The 20,999-nt window shown below is 72.1% G+C and carries 20 protein-coding genes; 12 read left to right on the top strand and 8 right to left on the bottom strand.

The features are described from left to right. Positions 1-19 precede the first annotated feature (19 nt). The 3 genes from LRS74_RS13305 to LRS74_RS13295 all read left to right on the top strand — a co-directional run bounded on the left by LRS74_RS13305 (position 20) and on the right by LRS74_RS13295 (position 2,719). On the top strand, positions 20-1,318 hold the full coding sequence (locus LRS74_RS13305; RefSeq protein WP_277741217.1) for an alpha/beta hydrolase: 1,299 nt from the start codon (positions 20-22) through the stop codon (positions 1,316-1,318). A 328-nt stretch (positions 1,319-1,646) separates the two neighbouring features. Beyond that, the gene (tsaE, locus tag LRS74_RS13300; protein WP_277741216.1) at positions 1,647-2,183 is read left to right on the top strand and encodes a tRNA (adenosine(37)-N6)-threonylcarbamoyltransferase complex ATPase subunit type 1 TsaE; all 537 of its coding nucleotides are present in this window, start codon (positions 1,647-1,649) and stop codon (positions 2,181-2,183) included. A gap of 329 nt (positions 2,184-2,512) precedes the next feature. Further along, entirely contained in the window at positions 2,513-2,719 is a 207-nt protein-coding gene (locus tag LRS74_RS13295; protein WP_277741215.1) for a hypothetical protein, read from the top strand. A gap of 389 nt (positions 2,720-3,108) precedes the next feature. Here the strand turns inward: LRS74_RS13295 and LRS74_RS13290 are convergent, their stop codons facing one another. Beyond that, positions 3,109-3,675, bottom strand: coding sequence for a hypothetical protein (locus tag LRS74_RS13290; RefSeq protein ID WP_277741214.1), 567 nt, complete (start codon positions 3,673-3,675; stop codon positions 3,109-3,111). A 265-nt stretch (positions 3,676-3,940) separates the two neighbouring features. Between LRS74_RS13290 and tsaB the strand changes: the two genes are divergently transcribed. The 7 genes from tsaB (at position 3,941) to LRS74_RS13255 (ending at position 9,781) form a co-directional block, all read left to right on the top strand. Further along, positions 3,941-4,624, top strand: coding sequence for a tRNA (adenosine(37)-N6)-threonylcarbamoyltransferase complex dimerization subunit type 1 TsaB (tsaB, locus tag LRS74_RS13285; protein ID WP_277741213.1), 684 nt, complete (start codon positions 3,941-3,943; stop codon positions 4,622-4,624). A gap of 23 nt (positions 4,625-4,647) precedes the next feature. Continuing rightward, positions 4,648-5,157 (top strand): ribosomal protein S18-alanine N-acetyltransferase, encoded by a 510-nt coding sequence (rimI, locus tag LRS74_RS13280; protein ID WP_277744738.1) that lies wholly within the window; start codon positions 4,648-4,650, stop codon positions 5,155-5,157. Further along, positions 5,150-6,328 (top strand): tRNA (adenosine(37)-N6)-threonylcarbamoyltransferase complex transferase subunit TsaD, encoded by a 1,179-nt coding sequence (gene tsaD, locus LRS74_RS13275; protein ID WP_277741212.1) that lies wholly within the window; start codon positions 5,150-5,152, stop codon positions 6,326-6,328. The genes rimI and tsaD overlap by 8 nt, the downstream gene beginning before the upstream one ends. After that, positions 6,325-6,597 (top strand): hypothetical protein, encoded by a 273-nt coding sequence (locus LRS74_RS13270; RefSeq protein WP_277741211.1) that lies wholly within the window; start codon positions 6,325-6,327, stop codon positions 6,595-6,597. Before tsaD ends, LRS74_RS13270 begins: the two co-directional genes overlap by 4 nt. Position 6,598: 1 nt before the next feature. After that, a complete protein-coding gene (locus LRS74_RS13265) occupies positions 6,599-7,432 on the top strand; it encodes a hypothetical protein (RefSeq protein ID WP_277741210.1) in 834 nt (277 codons plus the stop codon). A 55-nt stretch (positions 7,433-7,487) separates the two neighbouring features. Further along, the gene (locus LRS74_RS13260) at positions 7,488-8,006 is read left to right on the top strand and encodes a DUF2716 domain-containing protein (RefSeq protein ID WP_277741209.1); all 519 of its coding nucleotides are present in this window, start codon (positions 7,488-7,490) and stop codon (positions 8,004-8,006) included. 332 nt (positions 8,007-8,338) lie between these two features. Then, positions 8,339-9,781 carry a hypothetical protein gene (locus tag LRS74_RS13255; RefSeq protein ID WP_277741208.1) on the top strand — a complete coding sequence of 481 codons (1,443 nt, stop codon included), beginning with the start codon at positions 8,339-8,341 and terminating at the stop codon, positions 9,779-9,781. 277 nt (positions 9,782-10,058) lie between these two features. Here the strand turns inward: LRS74_RS13255 and LRS74_RS13250 are convergent, their stop codons facing one another. Together LRS74_RS13250 and LRS74_RS13245 are read right to left on the bottom strand one after the other, a co-directional pair. Continuing rightward, on the bottom strand, positions 10,059-10,961 hold the full coding sequence (locus LRS74_RS13250) for a phosphotransferase (protein ID WP_277741207.1): 903 nt from the start codon (positions 10,959-10,961) through the stop codon (positions 10,059-10,061). A 31-nt stretch (positions 10,962-10,992) separates the two neighbouring features. Continuing rightward, a complete protein-coding gene (locus LRS74_RS13245; protein ID WP_277741206.1) occupies positions 10,993-12,186 on the bottom strand; it encodes an XRE family transcriptional regulator in 1,194 nt (397 codons plus the stop codon). A 475-nt stretch (positions 12,187-12,661) separates the two neighbouring features. On the opposite strand from LRS74_RS13245, the gene LRS74_RS13240 reads away from it, so the two are divergent. Further along, a complete protein-coding gene (locus tag LRS74_RS13240) occupies positions 12,662-13,297 on the top strand; it encodes a hypothetical protein (protein WP_277741205.1) in 636 nt (211 codons plus the stop codon). A 489-nt stretch (positions 13,298-13,786) separates the two neighbouring features. Here the strand turns inward: LRS74_RS13240 and LRS74_RS13235 are convergent, their stop codons facing one another. The 4 genes from LRS74_RS13235 to LRS74_RS13220 form a co-directional block, all read right to left on the bottom strand. Continuing rightward, the gene (locus LRS74_RS13235; protein WP_277741204.1) at positions 13,787-14,380 is read right to left on the bottom strand and encodes a hypothetical protein; all 594 of its coding nucleotides are present in this window, start codon (positions 14,378-14,380) and stop codon (positions 13,787-13,789) included. 26 nt (positions 14,381-14,406) lie between these two features. Then, positions 14,407-16,713, bottom strand: a complete 2,307-nt coding sequence (locus LRS74_RS13230; RefSeq protein ID WP_277741203.1) for a DUF6571 family protein — start codon at positions 16,711-16,713, stop codon at positions 14,407-14,409. An 11-nt stretch (positions 16,714-16,724) separates the two neighbouring features. Next, positions 16,725-17,129: a hypothetical protein gene (locus LRS74_RS13225; RefSeq protein WP_277741202.1), complete on the bottom strand. Its 405-nt coding sequence runs from the start codon at positions 17,127-17,129 to the stop codon at positions 16,725-16,727. A gap of 126 nt (positions 17,130-17,255) precedes the next feature. Beyond that, a complete protein-coding gene (locus LRS74_RS13220) occupies positions 17,256-18,116 on the bottom strand; it encodes a TetR/AcrR family transcriptional regulator (RefSeq protein ID WP_277741201.1) in 861 nt (286 codons plus the stop codon). A gap of 138 nt (positions 18,117-18,254) precedes the next feature. Between LRS74_RS13220 and LRS74_RS13215 the strand changes: the two genes are divergently transcribed. Continuing rightward, positions 18,255-19,733: an MFS transporter gene (locus LRS74_RS13215; RefSeq protein WP_347178196.1), complete on the top strand. Its 1,479-nt coding sequence runs from the start codon at positions 18,255-18,257 to the stop codon at positions 19,731-19,733. 23 nt (positions 19,734-19,756) lie between these two features. Here LRS74_RS13215 and LRS74_RS13210 read toward each other — a convergent pair whose 3' ends face one another. Continuing rightward, positions 19,757-20,932, bottom strand: coding sequence for a class I SAM-dependent methyltransferase (locus LRS74_RS13210; RefSeq protein WP_277741199.1), 1,176 nt, complete (start codon positions 20,930-20,932; stop codon positions 19,757-19,759). Positions 20,933-20,999: the final 67 nt, after the last annotated feature.

The raw sequence follows: 20,999 nt of genomic DNA, 5'->3' as shown, positions 1-20,999 counted from the left end.
GACTGACGGGGAATCGGGCATGGGCGAGACGGGGGCCGGCGGCTGGCGCCGCGGGGCCGGGGTGGCCGGCGCCGCGATCGGCGTGGTCGCGGCGGGCGCGGCGGCCGGGGTCGCCATCGAGCGGCTGACGGTCGGCCGTGGTGTGCGTCGCAAGGCGCGGCTCGCCCTGGACGCCGAGGGCCCCTACGGCACCCTGCGCGGCACCCCGGGCCGCGCGGTCGCCGACGACGGTACGGAGCTCTACTACGAGGTCGAGGAGGCCGCGGCCCCGTCGCCCGACCCCGCCCCGGCCACGCTCGCCGCGCGGCTCTTCGGGCGGCGCTCGACGGCCCCGGCCGCCGCCCCGCCCGTCACCGTGGTCTTCAGCCACGGCTACTGCCTCGCCCAGGACTCCTGGCACTTCCAGCGCGCGGCGCTGCGCGGCGCCGTCCGCGCCGTCTACTGGGACCAGCGCAGCCACGGCCGCTCCGCGCGGGGCCACGCGCAGCTCGACGAGCGGGCCCCGGTCACCATCGACCAACTCGGCCGCGACCTGAAGGCGGTGCTCGACGCCGCCGCGCCCGAGGGGCCGCTGGTGCTGGTCGGGCACTCGATGGGCGGCATGACGGTGATGGCGTTGGCCGCGCGGTACCCGGAGCTGATCCGGGACCGGGTCGTCGGCACGGCACTCATAGCCACCTCCGCCGGGCGGCTCAACGAGGTCAGCTTCGGTCTCCCCGTGGCCGGGATGAAGGCCGTACGGCGCGTCCTGCCCGGGGTGCTGCGCGCCCTGGGCGCGCAGGCGGAGCTGGTGGAGCGCGGCCGGCGGGCGACCGCCGACCTCTTCGCCGGGCTCGTGAAGCGCTACTCCTTCGGCTCCCGGGACGTGGACCCGGGCGTCGCGCGGTTCGCGGAGCGGCTCATCGAGTCGACCCCCATCGACGTGGTCGCCGAGTTCTACCCGGCCTTCGTGGACCACGACGAGACGGACGCTCTGGCCGCCTTCCACGGGCTGCCGGTGCTGGTCCTGGCCGGGGACAAGGATCTGATCACCCCCGCCGAGCACAGCGAGGCCATCGCGGAGGCGCTCCCCGACGCGGAGTTGCTCATCGTGCCGGACGCCGGCCATCTGGTGCTGATGGAGCACCCGGACACCGTCAACGCCGCCCTGGCCGAGCTGCTGGCCCAGGCGGGGGTGGCCGACCCCGCGCTCCCGGCCGACCCCTCGCGCCCGGCGGCCTCGCCGATCCCGGCGGTCCCCCCGCGTACGGTCGTCCCGCCGCGGACGGGCGACGCCACCGATCCCGACGCCGCCCCCGGCAGCCGCTCCGCCCGCTGACCCGCCGCCCGTACCGGACGGGACGGCGGCAGGACGGCGGCGGCAGCGGCAGGACCGTGGCGGACGGGGGACGGCACCTGCGGGGGCGGGCACAGGCGGGGGCCGGCATCGACCTGGACGGCGGACGCGTGAACGCAAACGCCCCCTCGCACGAACGGGCGAAACCCTCCGCGCGGGCGGCGATCCCGCGGAATGGCCGTACCGGCCGCCCACGCGCGGAGGGCCGGAGCGGGCGGGCGGATACCGGTCCCCGCGCGGAGCGCGGCCGTGGATGGGCGGGCCCGCGCGAGGCGGCCTCGGGGCGGCCGGCCGCGTACCATCGGCCGGTATGAACGACCCGCGCGTGGGGCCCGGTGACACCGTGGCCAGGCTGACCGTCACGACCGCCGACGAGATGCGGGAGCTCGGGCGCAGACTCGCGAAGCTGCTGCGTCCCGGAGACCTGCTCCTGCTCAGCGGCGAGCTCGGCGCGGGCAAGACGACGCTGACCCGCGGCCTGGGCGAGGGCCTGGGCGTGCGCGGCGCGGTGACCTCGCCGACGTTCGTCATCGCCCGTGTCCACCCCTCCCTGGGCGACGGCCCGCCACTGGTCCACGTGGACGCCTACCGGCTGGGCGGCGGACTGGACGAGATGGAGGACCTGGACCTCGACGTGTCGCTGCCGGACTCCATCGTCGCGGTGGAGTGGGGCGACGGGAAGGTCGAGGACCTGTCGGACGACCGGCTGCACGTCGTCATCCACCGCGCGGTGGGCGCGGACGCGGCGCATGTGACCGACCCGAGCGCCGACGACGTGCGCGAGGTCGCGGTGACCGGGATCGGGCGGCGTTGGGCCCAGGCCGATCTTTCGGCGCTGGCCGGCTGACTCCTCGGCGGCCCCGCGACCCCGCGACCCCGCGACCCCCGGCTCCTGGATCCCATGGCGACTCCCTGCGGGCGGTGCGGGGCCCGTCGGTGCGCGGCCTATCGGTGCCGGCCCCTCGGCGCCCGGCCGCCCTCGCCGCCGTGTTCGGCCGTGTTCCGCTGTGTTCTGCTGTGGCCGTCGTGTTCCGCCGCTGTTCCGTCCTTCACCGTATTCCGACAAGGCGTCGGGAAGATGTTGCGCGCCTGGTGCCGGGCGTGGTCACATGGGGGGTAGAGCCTTGGTTAGGTGTGCCTAACCCAGCAGTCCGCCCCAGGACCCAGGAGGCGTCCATGCCGACACACGAGCCCCCTGCCGTGGCGACCAGGCGCGACAAGCGGCCGTCGATGAGTGATCTGCTGGCGTCCTGCGCGGCCGCGAGCGCGGTCTCCACCCCGCCCGAGCAGCCCACGGAGCTGGTGCGGCAGGCCGCGCCGGGAGCGTCGGCGCGGCGCCGTCCGGACGACGGCGAACGGAGCGAGGGGCGGGACGCGGCGTAGGTCAGCCGCCCCCCGACATCGGTCATCCAGGCGGGCGTACATGACCCGCGGGCCGTCGGCGCGTGGGAGCGTTTCCGGGAGTGCGAAGGCGCAAGCGGCTCAGGGGTGTGCGTCGAGTGCTCCGGCTGCGGCGAGATGCCGGAAGATGCCGCGAGCGCCGGCGCGTGCGAGGCGAACGCCCTGCGCCGAGGGCGCGTACGTGACCAGACGGTGATGTCGTGCGCCCCGCGCCGGAGCGCTACGCGACGCCGAAGCGTACGAGACGCCGGGGCGCCGCGCGGCCACGGGATCACGCAGGTCGCCGGAGCGCCCCAGGCCACGGGCCACAGGGCCGCGGGGCGCCGGAGTGCCACGCGTCGCCGGACTCCGGGACGCCACGCGCCGCCGGACTACGGGACGACGACCACCTTGGTCTCCGTCACCGCGAAGTCCCACAGCGCGGAGCCGTCCTCGCGCGCCGCCCGGATGCCGCCCGTCTTCTTGGGCGAGTCCGGGTTGGGCGTCGAGCCGTCCACCGCCGCGCTGAAGCCGAAGACCACGCCGTTCTCCTGATGGAAGACCACCACGTGCTCGATCTGCACCCCGTCCGAGCCGACGAGGCCCTGGGCGCGTGAGCTGACCGCGTAGGTGTCCGGATCCGGGTTCACGGAGCTGGGGGAGACCCGATAGGAGCGCATCACCCGCTCGTCGGCGCCGACCAGCCACACCCGCTTGGCGTCGAGGTCGTAGACGACGCGGCGGCCGTTGCCCGAGTCCGCGGGCAGCTTCTTCGCCGACGCCTTGTCCTTACGCTTGTCCTCGGCGTCGTCCTTGCCGCGGTCGCCGCTGCCGTCCGCGCGGGCGACGGTGGGGTGGTCGGGAGCGGTTGCGTCGGCCTGGTACGCGAGGAAGCCGACCCCGGCGAGCGCCGCGGCGGTGAGAGCCGCCACGGCCGTTCCGGTGCTACTGCGCGCCACGCTGCGTCACCTTTCGTACGACCGTACTTCCGGCCGATCTCTCCCGTCACGGGCGACCGTAGCACTCGGGAAGCTGACAGTGTGTTTGTACGGTCACCATGTCGTGACCGGCGCCTCCGCGCGGGTGGCGCCACCCCGCGCGGCGAACGCCTGACCGGCCGCGCGGCCCGACGGGCGGGCCGGGGGAGCCACGGCCGCGGCCGGGAGCCGTCGTCCGCGGCCGCCGGGGGACGGAGCCGGGTGCGGCGCGCCGTACGCTGTTCTTGTGCTGCTGCTCGCCCTTGATACCGCCACGCCCGCCGTCACCGTCGCCCTGCACGACGGCACGAGAGTGCTCGCCGAGTCGAACCAGGTCGACGCGCGGCGCCACGGCGAACTGCTGCTGCCCGCCGTCGATCGGGTGCTGACAGCGTCCGGTCACCGGCTCGACGCCGTCACCGGTCTCGTCGTCGGCGTGGGCCCCGGTCCGTACACCGGGCTGCGGGTCGGCCTGGTCACCGCGGCCACCTTCGGCGCGACGCTGGACATCCCGGTGTACGGGCTGTGCACGCTGGACGGACTCGCCTACGCCGCCGGGCAGGCGGGGCTGACCGGGCCCTTCGTCGTCGCCACGGACGCGCGGCGCAAGGAGGTCTACTGGGCGCGCTACGACGACGCCCGTAGCCGGGTCACCGAGGCCGCGGTGGACCGGCCCGCCGACATCGAGGAGCGGGTCGCCGGGCTGCCGGCCGTCGGCGCGGGCGCGCTGCTGTACCCCGACTCCTTCGGGGAGGTGCCGCCGGGCATGCCCGAGCACCAGTCGGCCGCCGCGCTGGCCTCGCTCGCCGCCGAGAAGCTCGCCGCCGGCGAGTCGGTGGAGACCGGGGGCTTCCTGCCGGACCGGCCGCTGTATCTGCGCCGCCCCGACGCGCAGGTGCCCAAGAACTACAAGGTGGTCACCCCGAAGTGAGCGCCGCCGTCGCCTTGCGCGAGATGCGCTGGTGGGACATCGAGCGGGTGCTGGAGCTCGAGCGTGAACTGTTCCCCGAGGACGCCTGGTCGCGCGGGATGTTCTGGTCGGAGCTCGCGCACGCGCGCGGCCCGCACGCCACCCGGCACTACGTGGTGGCCGAGGCGGACGGCCGGCTGGTCGGCTACGCCGGGCTCGCCGCGATCGACGGCACCGGCGACGTGCAGACCATCGCCGTCGTCCGCGACCAGTGGGGCACCGGGCTCGGCGCCCGGCTGCTGACCGACCTGCTCGCCGCCGCCACCGCCTTCGAGTGCCGGGAGGTGCTGCTGGAGGTGCGCGTCGACAACACCCGCGCGCAGCGCCTCTACGAGCGCTTCGGCTTCGAACCCATCGGCTTCCGCAGGGGCTACTACCAGCCCGGCAACGTCGACGCCCTCGTGATGAGACTGACCGACCCGTCCCTGACCGATCCGTCCAGCGTGCCGGGACAGGCACCGGGACCCGCACAAGGAACTGAGACCCATGGCTGACGAACCTCTCGTCCTCGGCATCGAGACCTCCTGCGACGAGACCGGCGTCGGCATCGTCCGCGGCCACACCCTGCTCGCCGACGCGGTCGCGTCCAGCGTCGACGAGCACGCGCGCTTCGGCGGCGTCGTTCCCGAGGTCGCCAGCCGCGCCCACCTGGAGGCGATGGTCCCCACCATCCAGCGCGCCCTGAAGGAGGCCGGCGTCACCGCCGGCGACCTGGACGGCATCGCGGTCACGGCCGGCCCCGGCCTCGCCGGAGCGCTGCTGGTCGGCGTCTCGGCGGCCAAGGCGTACGCCTACGCCCTGGGCAAGCCGCTGTACGGCGTCAACCACCTCGCCTCGCACATCTGCGTCGACCAGTTGGAGCACGGCGCGCTGCCCGAGCCGACGATGGCGCTGCTGGTCAGCGGCGGCCACTCGTCCCTGCTGCTGGCGCCGGACATCACCTCCGACGTCCGCCCGCTGGGCTCGACCATCGACGACGCGGCGGGTGAGGCGTTCGACAAGATCGCCCGCGTGCTCAACCTGGGCTTCCCCGGCGGTCCGGTCATCGACCGGATCGCGCGCGAGGGCGACCCCGCCGCGATCGCCTTCCCGCGCGGTCTGACCGGCCCGCGCGACGCCGCGTACGACTTCTCCTTCTCCGGCCTCAAGACCGCCGTGGCGCGCTGGATCGAGGCCAAGCGGGCGGCGGGCGAGGACGTCCCGGTCGCGGATGTCTCGGCCTCCTTCCAGGAGGCGGTCGTCGACGTGCTGACCCGCAAGGCGGTGCGCGCGTGCAAGGACCACGGCGTCGACCACCTGATGATCGGCGGCGGCGTGGCGGCCAACTCCCGGCTGCGCGCGCTGGCCGAGCGGCGGTGCGAGGACGCGGGCATCATCCTCCGCGTACCGCGGCCCAAGCTGTGCACGGACAACGGCGCCATGGTGGCGGCCCTGGGCGCCGAGATGGTGGCCCGGAACCGGCCCGCCTCCAGCTGGGACCTCTCGGCGGACTCCTCGCTGCCGGTGACGGACCCGCACGTGCCGGGCGAGCAGCGGGCCGAGGACGCCCACGGTCACGACCACGGTGATGATCACGGTCACGGCCATGCGCACGGGCAGGGGCACGGGCACAGCCACGACCACGACCACTTCCACGAGCTGAGCAAGGACAACCTGTACTCATGACCGTCGCGTTGATGTGGGAGGCGGCCGCCGCCGCGGGGCGGGGTGCCGAGCTGCTGGAGTGGGCGCGGCGGCAGGAGCTCGCGGCGCGGCCGCTGCGCCGCGAGACCTTCCGGGCACCGGGCGACCGCGTCCTGGTGATCACCTGGTGGGACGCCCCGGAAGACGCGGCGGAGCTGCCCGAACTCCCCGAACTCCCCGAACCGGCGGACGACCTGGTGCGCCGCGCGGTCCATCGCTGGCGCTTCACGTCCGAGTCGGTCGAGGAATGAGATGAGCCGGGAGTCAGGGCCCCACATATCCGAGCCCACCGAGGCCATACCCGAGCCCACCGAGGCGGCCGCCGACGGTGTGGCCGACTCCGCCTCGGGTGACGACGGCGTCGAGGGCATATCCGTCCCCACCGCCGCGGATGACGACGGCGTCGACGGCATATCCACCGCCCCTGCCGCCCCCACCGCCGGTGGTGCCCCCGCCACTCCTACCGTCGGTGACGCCCCCGCTGCCCCGACCGTCGGTGACGACCCCGCCCCCACCCTCGGTGACGACCGTACCGCCGCGCTCCGCGGCCTGGCCCGCCGCTATCTGGCGCTGCGACGGGTGCTGTGGCTGTGGCTGCTGACCGGACTGGTGCTGGTCGGCTGGACCCTGGCCATACCGGGCTTCCGCTTCGTGACGGCGGGAGAGCTCTTCGACCGCGTGGCCGGCGGCCTCTTCCTGGTCCTGGCCCTGCTCTTCGTCGTCCCCTCGGTCCTGGCCGTCGCCTTCGGCGTGCACCAGGACATCGAACTGCGCGAGGAGCTGCACGACCGGGCGGCCGTCGGACACGCCCCGCGGACCGTCCCGCTGTGGCACGCCCCCGGCCGCGCCCTGCTGTGGCTGCTGCCCTCGCTGGTACTCGGCTGCGCCGGCGTGGTGTTGGGCGGCTCCACCGCCCTCTCCGACGCCGACGGCCCGGGCCACCCCGCCGTCCTCGGCATGGCGGGCACCCTCGCCGCGGCGGGGGCGCTGGGCATGTTCAAGGCGGTCGACTACTACCGCCTGGTGCGACGGGAACTCGGCCCGTCGGATGGCGCGGATGAGGTGGAGGACGCGGGGAGGCTCTAGCGCCGCCCGTTCCGCGCCCGGTGATCGTCGGGACCGGCGTCGATAGGGTCAACGGATGAGGGAAGATCCCGTGACCGTCCTGGCAGAAGCCGAGCACCGACGCGTCTGGGACCGCTTCTCCGCGGGTTTCCGCTTCCGGCCGGGGATGAGCCCGTTCACCTGGCCGGCCATCAAGGAACCGGTCGCGTCGGCCACCTGGAGCCTTGCCGCGCTGGACGACGACCCGGAACACGCGCGTCTGGACCGCTTGGTCGAGGTGGTCCAGCAGGGGCTGACCTCCTGCGTCGGCCCGCGGGGCACGCTGTTCGCGCTCGACTGGCAACACACGTCGTACCGCTTCGCCCCGCACGAGGTCGGCGGTCCCGGGCAGCCGGCTTGGCCGCTGAGCCCCTGCCCCGACGGGGACTACTTCATCTTCCTGTCGGAGGACTTCCGCACGGGCAGCTTCGGCCACCCGTGGGAAGAGTCCATCTGCCTGTTCGGCGAGGACCTCCTGGCCGCCGTGGCAACCGAGGTCGAGGCGGTTCTCGGCCCGCCGATCCGCAGGTCCGGCACGGCGGTGGGCACCGCCTGAACCCCGAGGTCGAGGGTTTCGGTGACGTCGGGGCACGCGATGCGCACCTCGTCGAGCCGAGCCGAGCCGAGCCGGCCGCCTCCTCCGCGCCTTCCGCGCCTTCCGCGCCTTCCGCGCCTTCCGCGCCGGGACGGCGCGGTTCCACCACGGCGCGGCCAACCGGGGCTCGCTCGTACGGGTCACGCCGGGGGGCCGGTGGCGGGGGAACGTGATCGGCTGGGGTTCCGGTGCCGGCCCACCGACTTCTCTCGGGCGGACGGGGCCGCTGGCCGAAGCGTGCTCGCGGGGGTGCCCCGCGGGGCGCCTTCGTGTGGATGGGAGAGGAGTCCCCGATGTCCTTGATGTCCTGGCGGAGCCGCCGAAGGAGGGGCCAGGGGCCCGGTGGCCGGGGCCGGTCCGCGGGCCGGCTGTGCGCCGCGGCCGGGGTGACGGCGGTCGCCGCGATGATGTTTCCGGCCCCGCCGGCCCACCCCGCCGGCGTCGTGAACGTGCGGTGCTCGGTCCCCGACCTCGTCGCGGCGATCGACGCGGCCAACGGCTCCCCGGGCGCCGACACCCTCCGCCTCGCCCGCCGGTGCACGTACAAGCTGACGGTCCCGGACGTGGCGAATCCCGCCAACGGTCTGCCGGCCATCACCAGCGAGATCACCATCGAAGGCAACGGCGCGACGATCGCGCGCGCCCGCTCGGCCCCGGCCTTCCGCATCCTCCTCGTGGAGAGCGCAGGCAGCCTGACGCTCGAGAAGATCACGATCAAGGGCGGCCGGGCGACCGACTGTCCCGGTGCCCCCGCCCCTCCCTTCCCTCCGGGCATCGTCTGCGGCGGCGGCATCAACAACCAGGGCAGCCTGACGGTGAACCACAGCCGGGTGATCGACAACGTCGCCACCTCCACCGTCTACGCCGAAGGGGGCGGCATCGACACCGACGGCAGCGCGGCGACCGTGTACGACACCGAGGTCAGCGGCAACACCGCCGACTACACCGGCCTCGCCCCGAGCGCCGCCGCTGCCGGCGGGATCGCCAACGACGGCCCCCTGACGGTCAAGGACAGCCGTGTGCACGACAACGCCGTCCATGTCACCGCGGGCACCGACAGCGTCGCCTCCGGCGCCGGCATCACCAGCTTCGCCCAGGTGGAGATCGAGGGCACCAGCATCAGCCATAACCACACCAGCGCCCCGGGCGGCACGGTGCGCGGCGCCCTGACCAACTCCACGTCGCCACCGAACACGATGACCGTCAACGAGACCGTCATCCGCGCCAACGTCTCCAGCGCTTCGGACGGCACCGTCCTCGGCGGCGGAGTCGGGAACGGAGGCGTGCTGTCGATCACCCACAGTCGCGTCATCGACAACTACGCCATCTCCAGGAACGGCGTCGCCAGAGGCGGTGGCATCAGTCTCGGAGCCGTCGCGCAGCTCACCCTCGACAGCACGGACGTCCACGGCAACACCGCCAGTGCCCCGGACGGGGGCACCGCCCTGGGCGGCGGCCTCATCAACGGTCTCGGCGGGACCGTGACGGCCGATGACTCACACCTCCGCGACAACACGGTCCGCGCCTCCGGCGGCGGCACCGCCCTGGGCGGCGGCCTCTTCAACGCCGTCGGTCCCACCACCCTGAACAACGGCACCGTCACGGGCAACAGGGCCGGCGACGGAGGCGGCATCTACGAGGAGTCCGGCACGGTCACGCTGAACGACACCCTCGTCAAACGCAACAAGCCGAACAACTGCGCCCCACCGAGCAGCGTCCCCGGCTGCGTCGACTGACCAGCCCTACCGCCCGGGCCACCGAACCCCCTGGGAACGGTGGCCCGGCCACGTGGCGCTCAGGAGCCTTCCGGCCTGGTCCGACCCCGTCCTCGGCTTCGACACGGCGATCACCGTCACCGAACTCCACCACGCGACGCCGACCCCGCCCGGGGCGGGGGCCGTCCGCCGGGGACGCCCGGGTGTTGAGGGGAGCCCGGGAAGCTGACCACGTTGGGGCAGCTGGCCCGCAACCGGGGACGCTCTCCGTGTGATCGCCGGGCGCCTCCGGCGCGGGTCACAGGATGTGCCAGCGCAATTCGGCGTCTTCGCTCCGCAGGCCGGCGATGCGGCGCTCCACTTCGGCCAGCGTGCCAAGCGTGTGCGTCGCCTTCCGGGCGTTGGTGGTGATCATGCGTAGTTCACGGAGGTCGCGCAGGACCTGGTACCCGGACCACTGGGTGACGTCGAAGCCGTAGGCATCGGCGAACTGTTGGTAGTGCGCCCGGCCATGGCCGAAGCGTCGACAGTGGATCTCGACGGTCACCAGATCCCATTCGGGCTGCCCCTGGGCGGCGGTGTCCCAGTCGCACAACACGACGCGGTCGCCGTCGTGGAGCGCGTTGCGGTGCTGGGGGTCGCCCTGCACTACGGCGTGCGGCAGCTTGAAGCCGACCTTGCCGAGCTCGTCCACCAGCCTCTCGGCACGCTGGGTGAGGAACCTCAGGGTCTCCTTCGAGAGCGAGGTCGTGGCACCCAGCGAGGTGCGGATCGCCGCGCCGTTGTCCAGCGTCCTGAGCGGCACTGGCGGAAGGGGAAGGTGGTGCAAGGCATGTAGTGGAGCGGCGAGCTGAGCGGCGGAGACGGGGTGCTCGGGCTGGGGCAGATAGGTCCAGAAGGTCACGGGGTGACCGTCTACGACGATGGGCTGCTGCACCGAATGGAGTGAGACGGTGGGGAAGCCCCGCTCCATCAGCCACCGTACGAATGCGACGGTACGTCGAACGCCCTCTTGGGCCGCTCCTCGCCGGGCGATCTTCACTACCACCGGCGCGCTGGCCAGGCGTACTACGGCGTTGGTATGACCGCGTAGGAGCGTCGCCCCACCGCTGTCGAGGCCGGCCTGCGCGCAGGCTCGGTCCAGCACATGGTGCATCTCCGCCTCGTCGAATCCGCCATGGAGCTGTACCAAATCCGTCATGGACTAAGGCTGACCCACGCGAAGCGGTCTGTCACATGGTTCCCGGCGTCAGAGCCAAGAGATCATTGAGATTCCGGGCCGCGCGCCCGCTCCTCATCGCTGGTGGCAGTACGTCGATGACGTGCCGCGCCCGGGCTCCGAGGATCGGAGTCCGGTGAGGTTCGGGCACCTGGAGGTAAACGGCTTCGGCGAGTTGGCACGCTTCGCTGGGGCTCCGGTCCTGAGCGAGGCAGATGGCTTCTTCCAGCCGGAGGAGTGCGGGGTCGATACCCGTGCGACCAGGGTAGAGGCTCAGTGCCTGCTTCCGCGCTTCACGGGCCTTGCGGCTGCGACCGAGAGACGTGAAGGCACCACTGAGATACATCAACAGACGACGCTGGGGAAAGGCGAACGCGTCGTCATCCGGCCCATTGTCGGTCTTCTCGAAGACGGTGAGCGCGGCGCGGATGGCACTCTCGGCTCCCGCGGCGTCCCCGAGACGGGCGAGAGCTCGGGCCTCGGCGGCCGCGGCGAAGGCGCCGCTGGCACAAGGACGGTTGTGCAGTAGCAGGCGGGCCTCACGAGCCAGGGCGACCGCGGTCTCCAACGGCCCGTAGTAGTAAGGGAGCATGGCGGCCTGGGCGCGGACCCGTGCGCGCAGTTCCACGTTTCCGCTGTCGTCAGCAGCGAGGCGTGCGGTGGCGTACCACGCCCGTGCATGGCGAAGGGTGCCCAACTTCATCAGAGCGTCGGCCACGAGCGTGGCCAGCAGGGCTGTCATTTCTGACAGCCGAACCTGTGCTGCGGCCGGCTGCCGCTCGGCGGCCAGTTCCCGCACCTCCCTCAGATCGGTTAACAGCATCGTCAGCATCGGTCGTGGAGGTGTGTAGAAGTACTGCTGTCGCAGGCCCAGGATGCGCTCGTCGAGGAGATCGAGTTGGGCGGCGCTCACCGTGGCGGATGCCAAGGTACGGTCCACGGAGCGGCGGGCGGATTCCATCAGCTGGTCGAACGGGCTCTCGTCCTGGCGTGCGGGTACGGGGAGCTGATCGGGTGCTGGTGCGGCGTATGCCCACTCGGCGGCCGGGGCGAGGTGGCTGACCTGGGGGAGGTGGCTCTGGCGGTAGTCACCAGCCAGTCCCAGGCCCTGAGCGTCCGTTCGGTACAGGCGGCACAATAGATCGACCATGACCGCCTTGGGGCTGAGCGTTCCCACTTCACACTGGGCCAACTGGTCGAGGCTCAACTTGGGAGCTTTCGAGAGTTCTTGCGCGCACTCTGCGGCGTACTCAGCCACAGCTGTCGCCAGGGTCCACCCGCGCGCCAGGCGCTGAGCTCGGAGCTTGCTGACTCCGCAGCACGCGTGGATCTCCGCGACGGTCTGTTCGACCGGCCACTTGCCTGCGACCGCTCGCTCCCGCCAGTTCTTGGCGCAAGACGGACGATGCTGTGCTGGCATGGCCCTTACCTCCGCAAGTGCGCGTCCCGTGACGAGCGAGCGTAGTGACCATCCGGTCACTCTGCGGAGAGAACTCCGGACTTTCGCGGAAACCCACGGTCGTCGGGTGGGGGTTTCGGGTTGGAGCAGAACTCGTGACATCCCAGGATGGCCGACTTGCTGCGTCAGCCGTCACCTTGTTCCCTCCGTGACGAGCCATGGCGGGCCTTGTGTCTGTAGGGACACAGGTGTCCGACCGTTCACCACATGAGGAGCAGAGCCCATGGTGGAGATTCCTGCGATCGAAGGTCCCCATCCGCTCCGCCGCGGTGGAGCGAACCGCCCCATGAGCGCGCAGGGGCTTACGACAGCGCATCGTGTATGGCGGCCGCCCGCTGGATCGGACATCGAGGCGCAGCCCGCCGGCCGCTGGTGGGACGCCGTGCGGGTGCCCACGCTCATCGGCGAACGTGCGCTGGTGCTGCTCGGCGGGGAGAGCGGGGCGGTCATCGAGGACACCTACGGCGCGGTCTGGTACTGGCTTGTCCCTCTCGGCGCGGCCGCGGACTGGACGCTCCAGCGGGTGCTGAGCGCGGGCGCGTACGTGGCTGTGCCGCCTCTGTCGCGGACGTACGGCCCCGGGCCGCACTGGCGCGTCCCGTGCACCCCCGATCGCCACGTCACCGACGCCGCACGGCTGCACACCGCGCTGCTGGCCGCTATGACGACCGTGAAGCATTGCCAGCGCTGTGAGCGGCTGACCGCCGACCCCGTTGCCGTTGCGGACGTGCACGGGGCCAGCGGGGCGGGCCGTACCTTCTACGCCTGCGCGGCGTGCGCCCCGTCCTTCCCCCGGCGGCGCGACCCGCTCGCTGAGCTCGCCGCCACTCGGCGGGCCTTGCGGGACGGGCGGGCCTGATGAGCACGGGGGACACGAAGGCTTCCGTGGCCGAGAGGACCTGGCGTGCGGTCCTCGATCACCTCGCAGAGTGCGCGGCCTGCCGCTCCGCCCCCGTGCCGTGCGAGGCCGGGCGACGGCTCGTGCAGGCGCACCGCCGGGCGACCAGGGTCAAGGCCCCGTGACCGGGCGTTGGGTCAGCCTCGGGTTACTCCTCGGCGGCCACTCCGCCGCCGTCCCCGCGTCGGAGGGCCTCCCACCCTGCGAGCGGCGGCCGCCCCGCTGGGACGTGGCAGCCGCCGCCGAGCGGGCCGAGTGGGAGATTCGTCAGGCCGGGTACGACCCATTGGAGCCGTACCCCGGCAGGGTGAACGCCCCCTGGCGGTGCTGTTGCGAGACCTGCGGCGCCGTACGGGCTCCGACGTTGACCCGCGTCCGCCGCTATGGCGGGTGCAGGCACAGACGACCGTCCACAGCGGCGGACCGTTGAGGGCGCAGGGCTCCCGAGGGCTACTTGCTCCAGTCGATGGTCACGGGGCCGTCAGCGAGGGTGGGGCCGTCGCATCCGTACCAGCCGTGGAGGTCGCGGGCGGCCTGTGCGACGAACTCGGCGAGATTCCGAAGTTGTTCATTCGATCCTTTGAGATCATCGCCATCCACTGTGCTAGCCGAGGCGGATATGACAACGCCCGATTTCAGTCTTTCTTCCACGGCTTGTGATTTGGTAGTGCACTGCAGGTATATGAAGACTTCCCCGGCTTCCGAAACGTACCCGTATTGATCTCCTAGGGTGGCCGGGCGGCCATGCTTTTGGATCCATTTGCGTGGTAAGTCGTTCGATGGCGCTTCGGTGTAGGTGATGGATGCGCTTTCTCCGCCGGCCTCCAGGAGGCAGTACCCGTGATCCTGGGGCTCATCGAACTTGAATGCGCTTTCCGAGAGCTTTTTCCCCTTTGTGGGGACGAGTGGGGTAAGGCTCTTCGCTGAGATTCGGCCGTTGCAGACTTTCTTGGGGAGCTCGACGGCTTCATCGTTCGATAGTTTCCGGTCCGCTGCCCACCAAGTCCCTGCGCCGAGGAGGAGTAAGGCGAGGCCGGTGCCCATGATTCTCCCGCGGGTCCACGAAAGCTTCATACTCGGCCCTTGCCGTTCGTGTAGCTGTCGACTGCTTCCTGGTATACGTCGGCGGCCGCGGTCTCCACAGCACGGCTCTCCAGGTCAAGACCTTCCCGTTCGGCCGCATTCAGGAAAGCCTGCTTCGTGGCCTGTGCAAGCTCCTCGCCCTGCCAGTTCACGAATTTGACTCGATCCCTCTCGATTTCCTTAGCTGCCTGCTCCTCATTCATGGAGTAATGTCCGACGACCGCATCCTTGACGGCGCCGATGGTCCACCCCATGGCCTCGCCGACGATCGGTGTTCGTTGAGCGATAGGCTCCGCCGCCCTCTCCAGGATGAACGCCGCCCATTCGCTTCCAGTCCCCAGCTTCTCGTTGTACTCCCTGATTTTCTCCACGCTGTTATCGGATGCCGCGATCGCGTCGGCGCGGCCGTCGGCGACGATTCCATAGAGTGTTGCGACCGGTTTTCCGGCCACCGGCGCAACGTCGTTGAGATCCACGTCCTCTCGGGTGACGATCGCCTTCTGCATGGCCTCGGTGGCCACAGCCTGCTGGGCGTGAGTGATGGACGAGTACGCGTTGGGATCCTGGGCGACCGCGTGCAGGAACTCATGAAGCTCGCCCCTTTTTCCACCGAGGTCGCTCAGATCGGCGATCGCCCCGTCATGCCAGAAGTAGTCATTGTCGTCCCCACCCGCAAACACTCGGTCGATATCCCGAACGTACTCCGCCGACATATTGCCCAGGCTGTCGGCGATCGGCGCCAGTTCGCCGTCCGGTTTGATGAGGTCGGAGTTGTCTCCCAGCCTCTCCACCACCGACCGGAACAGCTCCGCCTGCTCATCGGTGTGGTTCAGCAGGGGGCCGCCGCTGCCGTACGGGCGGCCGGAAACCGCGGATTCCAAGGCGTGCCCCAGCGCGTCCTTCGCGGGGACCTTGCTCTCCTCGTCCGGCTGTTGCAGGCCGTTGAACTTGTCCGAGATCCAGTCGCGCCCGCCCTCCCCGTCGGCGTCGCCCAGGAAGTAGTCGAGGTTGCTGATCTTTTCGAGGTCGCTGTCGCCTCCGCCGGTGGAGCCGTGGAAGAAGGCGGTCGACGCCTCGGGGCTGTGGCCGAGCGCTTCCAGGAGGCCGGTCATCGGGTCCCAGCCGGGGCCACCCTCCTTGTCGAGGTTGAGGTCGAAGCGGGTTCGGCCGCCGGAGTTGCTGTCGGGGACGGGCCATCGGCCGTCCTGTTCGCGTTCGAACGTGACCATGTCCCGGCCGAGGGGGACGAGGAATCGCTTGTCGTACTCGCCGTGCCGCAGCAGCGTCGCCAGGACCTGGTAGCCCGTGACCCTGGCCTGGCCGTGCCAGACGGCCGGGTTGAGTCGTTCGCGGCCGACGCGCTGGAGTTCGGTCAGCCAGGGCCTGCCGAGGTAGTCCTTGCTCTCGCGGAAGGACGTGCTCCTGTCCTCCGTGTGCGGTCGGGTGGCGGTCGCGAGGGTTTCGCCCATGCCGTCCTGGATGCTTCGCGCCAGCTTGAGCTGTGTCGCGTCGCCGTGGGCCGAGGCGTCGCTGGCGATCTGGGCTTCGAAGAGCAGGGCGTCCCTGGGGCCGAGGGTCTTGTAGAAGTCGACCGCGAACTCGGGGTCGTCGTGGTTGTGGGCGAGCAGGTCCCGGAGTCGGGTGAGCTCTTTCCGGGTGGGTTTCTCGCCGTTCTCGTATGCGGCGAGGCTCTTCCTGGCGAGGTGGATCGCCTGCTCCGCCTGGGCGTCGTCCAGGGAGTCGTACCTCGCGTGGCCGAAGTTGTGGTTGTCGCGGCCATGGCTCTTCCTGAGAGCCCGCACCACGGAGTCGTCGATCTCCTGGGCCTCGGCGATCAGGCGGTTGATGCGGCCTTCCCACTGCCCCAGCTTGTCGCGGTCCGCCGGGCTGGGGTCGTCGTTCTGCCCGGCCTCGCGCAGCAGGGCGCACGACACGGTGCCGTCGTCCCTGCCGATCACGCGGATGCCGGCCGTCTTCGCGTCCTCGTCGATGAGCTTCTTCAGCGTCTTCTGGAGTTCCGCGAGGTCGGCGTGCGCGTCCCTGAGGACGGCCCAGATGCTGGTCGCCTCGGTGTGGGCGTCGCGGAACTCCTTGGCCGTCTTGCGGATGAAGGGCCTGGTGACATCGGAGTTCACGCCCTCCCAGCGGGCGGCCTCCGCCTTTCGTGCCATCCCTTCGGAGGCGTCGGTCGCGAGGGTGTCGAGCTGCTTCATCATCGCCTGCCAGTCATGGACCGAGGAGGCGAGGCTGGATAAGGAGACGTGGTAGAGGCTGTCGAAGGTCAGTCCCGTCATGGCACGGTCCCTTATCGGAAGTGGGTGAGGATCTCGGAGACGGGCTCGGTGCTGCCGTCGCGGTAGCGAAGGGAGGCGGCGATCTTCGCGTCCTCCCGCGCCGTCGACTGCTTCGTGTAGTCCAGGTGGTTGGAGATGTGGGCGCACGCCTGAAGCAGGGTCTCGACCTGGCGCCGCCACACGAAGGCGGTGGTGGTCAGGGCGCCGCCCATCGCGAAGCCGTGCGAGGTCAGCGTCGCCGCCGCCTTCGCCGTCGAGCCGTCGCCCTCGGATCCCTGGGCGACGTCGCCGGCCTTCCTGAGCCGGGTGTGCAGCGTGTGGGCCTCGTGGCCGACCTGTCCCAGGTCGTCCTGGTACACCACCAACCCTTCCGAGCCGCCGCCCGCCGTCACCCCATCGGCGTGGTTGAGGCGCATACGAGGATCGGATTCGGTCCGACGGCCGGACCATCGCGCGTCCAACGACACGTTCACCCCATCCCGGGGCCTCAACTGCCCCATAGGAAAAGCTGGTTGGCTGGCTCTCGGTGGGGAGTGAAACTACTACGGGTGGCCTCTCGGTGCGGCCTTTCGCGCCGGTGTGTCGGCACCCGGTGCCAGAGCCTCTCCCGGTGCCAGAGCCTCTCCCTGTGCCAGAGCCTCTCCCGGTGCCAGAGCCTCTCCCTGCGCCCGAGCCCCTCCCTGTGCCAGCAGTCCCGCGATCACCGCCCGCAGCCCGCTCGCGACGTCGTAGGACGCGGCCAGCTCCTCCCAGCGGCCGCCGAGCGCGGCCATCCGTGGCATCTCGGCCGGGTCCACCCCCGCGAGCATGTCCAGGTAGGCGCGGTGCCGCTCGGGGTCCTCGGCGCGGCGGGCCACGGCGGCCTGGTAGATCAGGGTGCCGAGCACGTAGTGCCAGATGGTGCGGTAGGCGTGCAGCGCGTCGCGCTCGCTCAGCCCGCAGGCCATCGAGGTGTCGATGATCTCCTCCGTCATCCACAGCGCGCCCTTGTCGGTGAGGTCGCCGAGGCTGAGCACCTGCACCACCCACGGCTGCGCCTTGAGGAGGTCGTGCATGTGCAGGCAGACCGCGAGCAGTCGCTCGCGCGGGTCCCGGGGCAGTTCGGGCCGGGGGAGCGCGGCGGCCGTTCCGGACAGCACGCGGGCGAGCAGCTCGTCCTTGTCGCGGACGTGGCGGTAGAGCGCCATCGGCGTGGAGCCGACCTCCTTGGCCAGCCGCCGCATGCTCAGGGCCTCGACGCCCTCCGTCTCGAGGATGCGGCGCGCGGTGTCGACGATCGTCTCCAGCTCCAGGCGCGCCGGCCGCCCGCCCGGCGACCTGCCCGATCCCGCGGTCGCGCCCGCGCCACCCGTCCCGCTTCGCCCTCGCCGCCTGTCCGGCGCGCCCTCAGTCTTCGTCGTCACCGCCCCATTGTCGTTTGTGTACGCGTACACTTTCTTGGTGTACGCGTACACAAATGGCGGAGAGGGGATGCGAAACCCGTGAACGACCAGGTGAAACAGGCGCGTTGGCTGCTGGCGGTGGCGCTCACCGTGCAGTTCATGGTGGCGCTGGACATGTCGGTGGTGAACGTCGCGCTGCCCGACATCCGCGCGGACCTCGGCTTCAGCGAGGAGAGCCTGCTGTGGGTGGTCAACGCCTACGCGCTCGCCTTCGGCGGGCTGCTGATGCTCGGCGGGCGGCTGGCGGACATCATCGGCCGTCGCCGCACCCTGGTCGGCGGGCTGGTGATCTTCGGCGGAGCCAGCCTGGTCGGCGGACTGGTGGATGCGGCGAGCGGCCTGGTCGCCGCCCGGGCGCTGCAGGGGGTGGGCGCCGCCGCGCTCGCGCCCGTCGCCTTCGCGCTGATCACCGTCACCTTCCCGGCCGGGCCGGCCCGGTCCCGCGCGCTGGGTCTGTGGGGCATGGCCGGCGCCGCGGGCGGCGCGGTCGGGGTGCTGGTGGGCGGGGTGCTCACCGAGTGGACCGGCTGGCGCGCCGTGCTGCTGGTCAACGTGCCGATCGTGGCCTTCGCGCTCGTGGCCGCCGTCCGCTCGGTGGCGCGCGACCGGCGTGACGGGCCCGCGCCCCGACTCGACGTCGCCGGGGCGCTGCTGGTCACCACCGGCATGACGGCGCTGGTGCTGGGGCTGGTGCGGACCGAGACCGAGGGCTGGGCCTCGGCGTGGACCGTGGGCACCCTGGGGGCGGCGGCGGTGCTGCTGGCCGCGTTCGCCGTCGCCGAGCTGCGGGTGCGCCAGCCGCTGCTGCGGCTGGGCCTGCTGACGCTCCGCCCGGTGCTGGCCGCCAACCTCTTCACCCTGCTGCTCTTCTCCGGCCAGTTCGCCGCCTTCTACTTCACCTCGCTCTACATGCAGCGGATCCTGGGCTACGGCGAGATCGCCACCGGCGTCGCCTTCCTGCCCTTCAGCGCCGGCGTGGTGGTCGGCTCGCTGCTCGCCACCCGCGCGATGGCGCGGCTGGGCGCGGCGACACTGCTGCTGGCGGGTGGACTGCTGGGGGCGGCCGGCTTCGTCTGGTTCGGGCTCGCGGTCGGCGTCGACGGCGGCTTCGCCGACTCCGTCCTCGGCCCCTCGCTGGCGGCCAGCGTCGGGATCGGGCTGTGCGTGGTGCCGATGGGCACGGCCGCCACCGCGGGGGTCGCCGCGCCCGAGACCGGCATGGCCTCCGGTCTGATCAACAGCTCCCGGCAGATCGGCGGCTCGCTGGGGCTGGCCGTGCTCGCCACGGTCGCCTCCCACACCACCGGCGACGACGCCACCCCGCGCGGTCTCGTCGACGGCTACGCCACGGCCTACCTCTGGGCGGGCGCCCTCCTGGCGGTGGCGGCGCTGGTCGCCTGGCTCCTCCTCCGGGGCGACCGCGTGGAGCCCCGCCCGCAGGGCCGTCCGGGCGACCGGTCGGGCGACCGTCCGGGCGACCCTTCGGAGGGCCGTACGGGCGACCGGTCGGACGCCCGCGCGGGCGACCCTTCGGAGGCCCCCGGCGGCGCCGGCAAGGTGCCCGGCGCGGTGGCCTGAGGTGGTGGCCTGAAGGCGGCGGGTCAGGCCGGGTGCCCCAGCAGCATGCTCGGGTGCCCGGCGACCCGGGTCAGGAAGACCGTGCAGGACGTCGCCCCGCGCGACCCGTCGAGCTTGAGCTTCTTGCGCAGCTCCTCCGGCTCCACCGCAGACCCCCGCTTCTTGACCGTCACCACGCCCACCCCGCGCTCGCGCAGCAGCGCGCGCAGTCGCTTGACGTTGAACGGCAGCACATCGGTGATCTCGTAGGCGGTGGCGTACGCGGTGGGGCGCAGTTCGTCGGAGGTGACGTACGCGATCGTCTCGTCGATCAGGCCGCCGTCCACCTCTTCGGCCACCTCCGCCACCAGATGGGCGCGGATGACGGCGCCGTCCGGCTCGTAGAGGAAGCGGCCGACCGGGCGGACCGGGGGATCGGGCAGGCCCCGGCCGGTCAGCGACTCGCCGCGCGGCAGCAGGGTCGCGCGCCGAGCGCCCGGCGCGGTGCCGAACCACAGCACCGCCTCCTTCACCTCCCCGCCGTCCGAGATCCACTCCGCCTCGGCCTCGTCCGGGATCGCCTCGTGCGGCACCCCGGGTGCGATCTTGAGGGCGGCGTACCGCGCGGCGCGGGCCGTGGCGACGGCCCAGGACAGCGGCGGGGAGTACGCCTCGGGGTCGAAGATCCGGCCCCGGCCGCCGCGCCGCGCGGGGTCGACGAAGACCGCGTCGTACGGGGTCGTGTCGATCTCGGCGACATCGGCGCAGACCACCTCGATCAGCGACTCCAGCCCCAGCGCCGCGGCGTTGGCGCGGGTGGCCGCGCAGGTGGCCGGGTCGCGGTCGACGGCGAGGACCGCGATCCCCGCGCGGGCCAGCGCCACCGCGTCGCCGCCGATGCCGCAGCACAGGTCGGCCACGGAGGCGACGCCCAGGGCGGCGAGGCGCTCCGCGCGGTAGTTCGCCACCCGCGCCCGCGTCGACTGCTCCACACCGTGGGGGGTGAAGTACATCCGATAGGCGTCGGCGCCGAACTTCGGCTCCGCCCGCTGCCGCAGCCGCGCCTGCTCCAACGCCGCCGACACCAGCTCGGCCGGGTGGTCCCGGCGCAGCCGGGTGGCGATCGCGAGCTCCTGCCTCGGCTCGAAGTCGCGCAGCGCGGCCAGCAGCGCCTGCCCCTCATCCGAACGGGTCAGTCGGTCGAAGACGTCAACATCCACACGCTCATTCTCCCGGTCGGGAACCCGGGCCGCGTACACACGGTTCCCTCAGCGTGTGGGGGCGTCG

The sequence above is a fragment of the Streptomyces sp. LX-29 genome, from assembly GCF_029541745.1.
In the GTDB taxonomy this organism is placed as follows: domain Bacteria; phylum Actinomycetota; class Actinomycetes; order Streptomycetales; family Streptomycetaceae; genus Streptomyces.
Note: the sequence above shows the minus strand (reverse complement) of the source record. Positions and strands in the feature narration are given on the sequence as shown.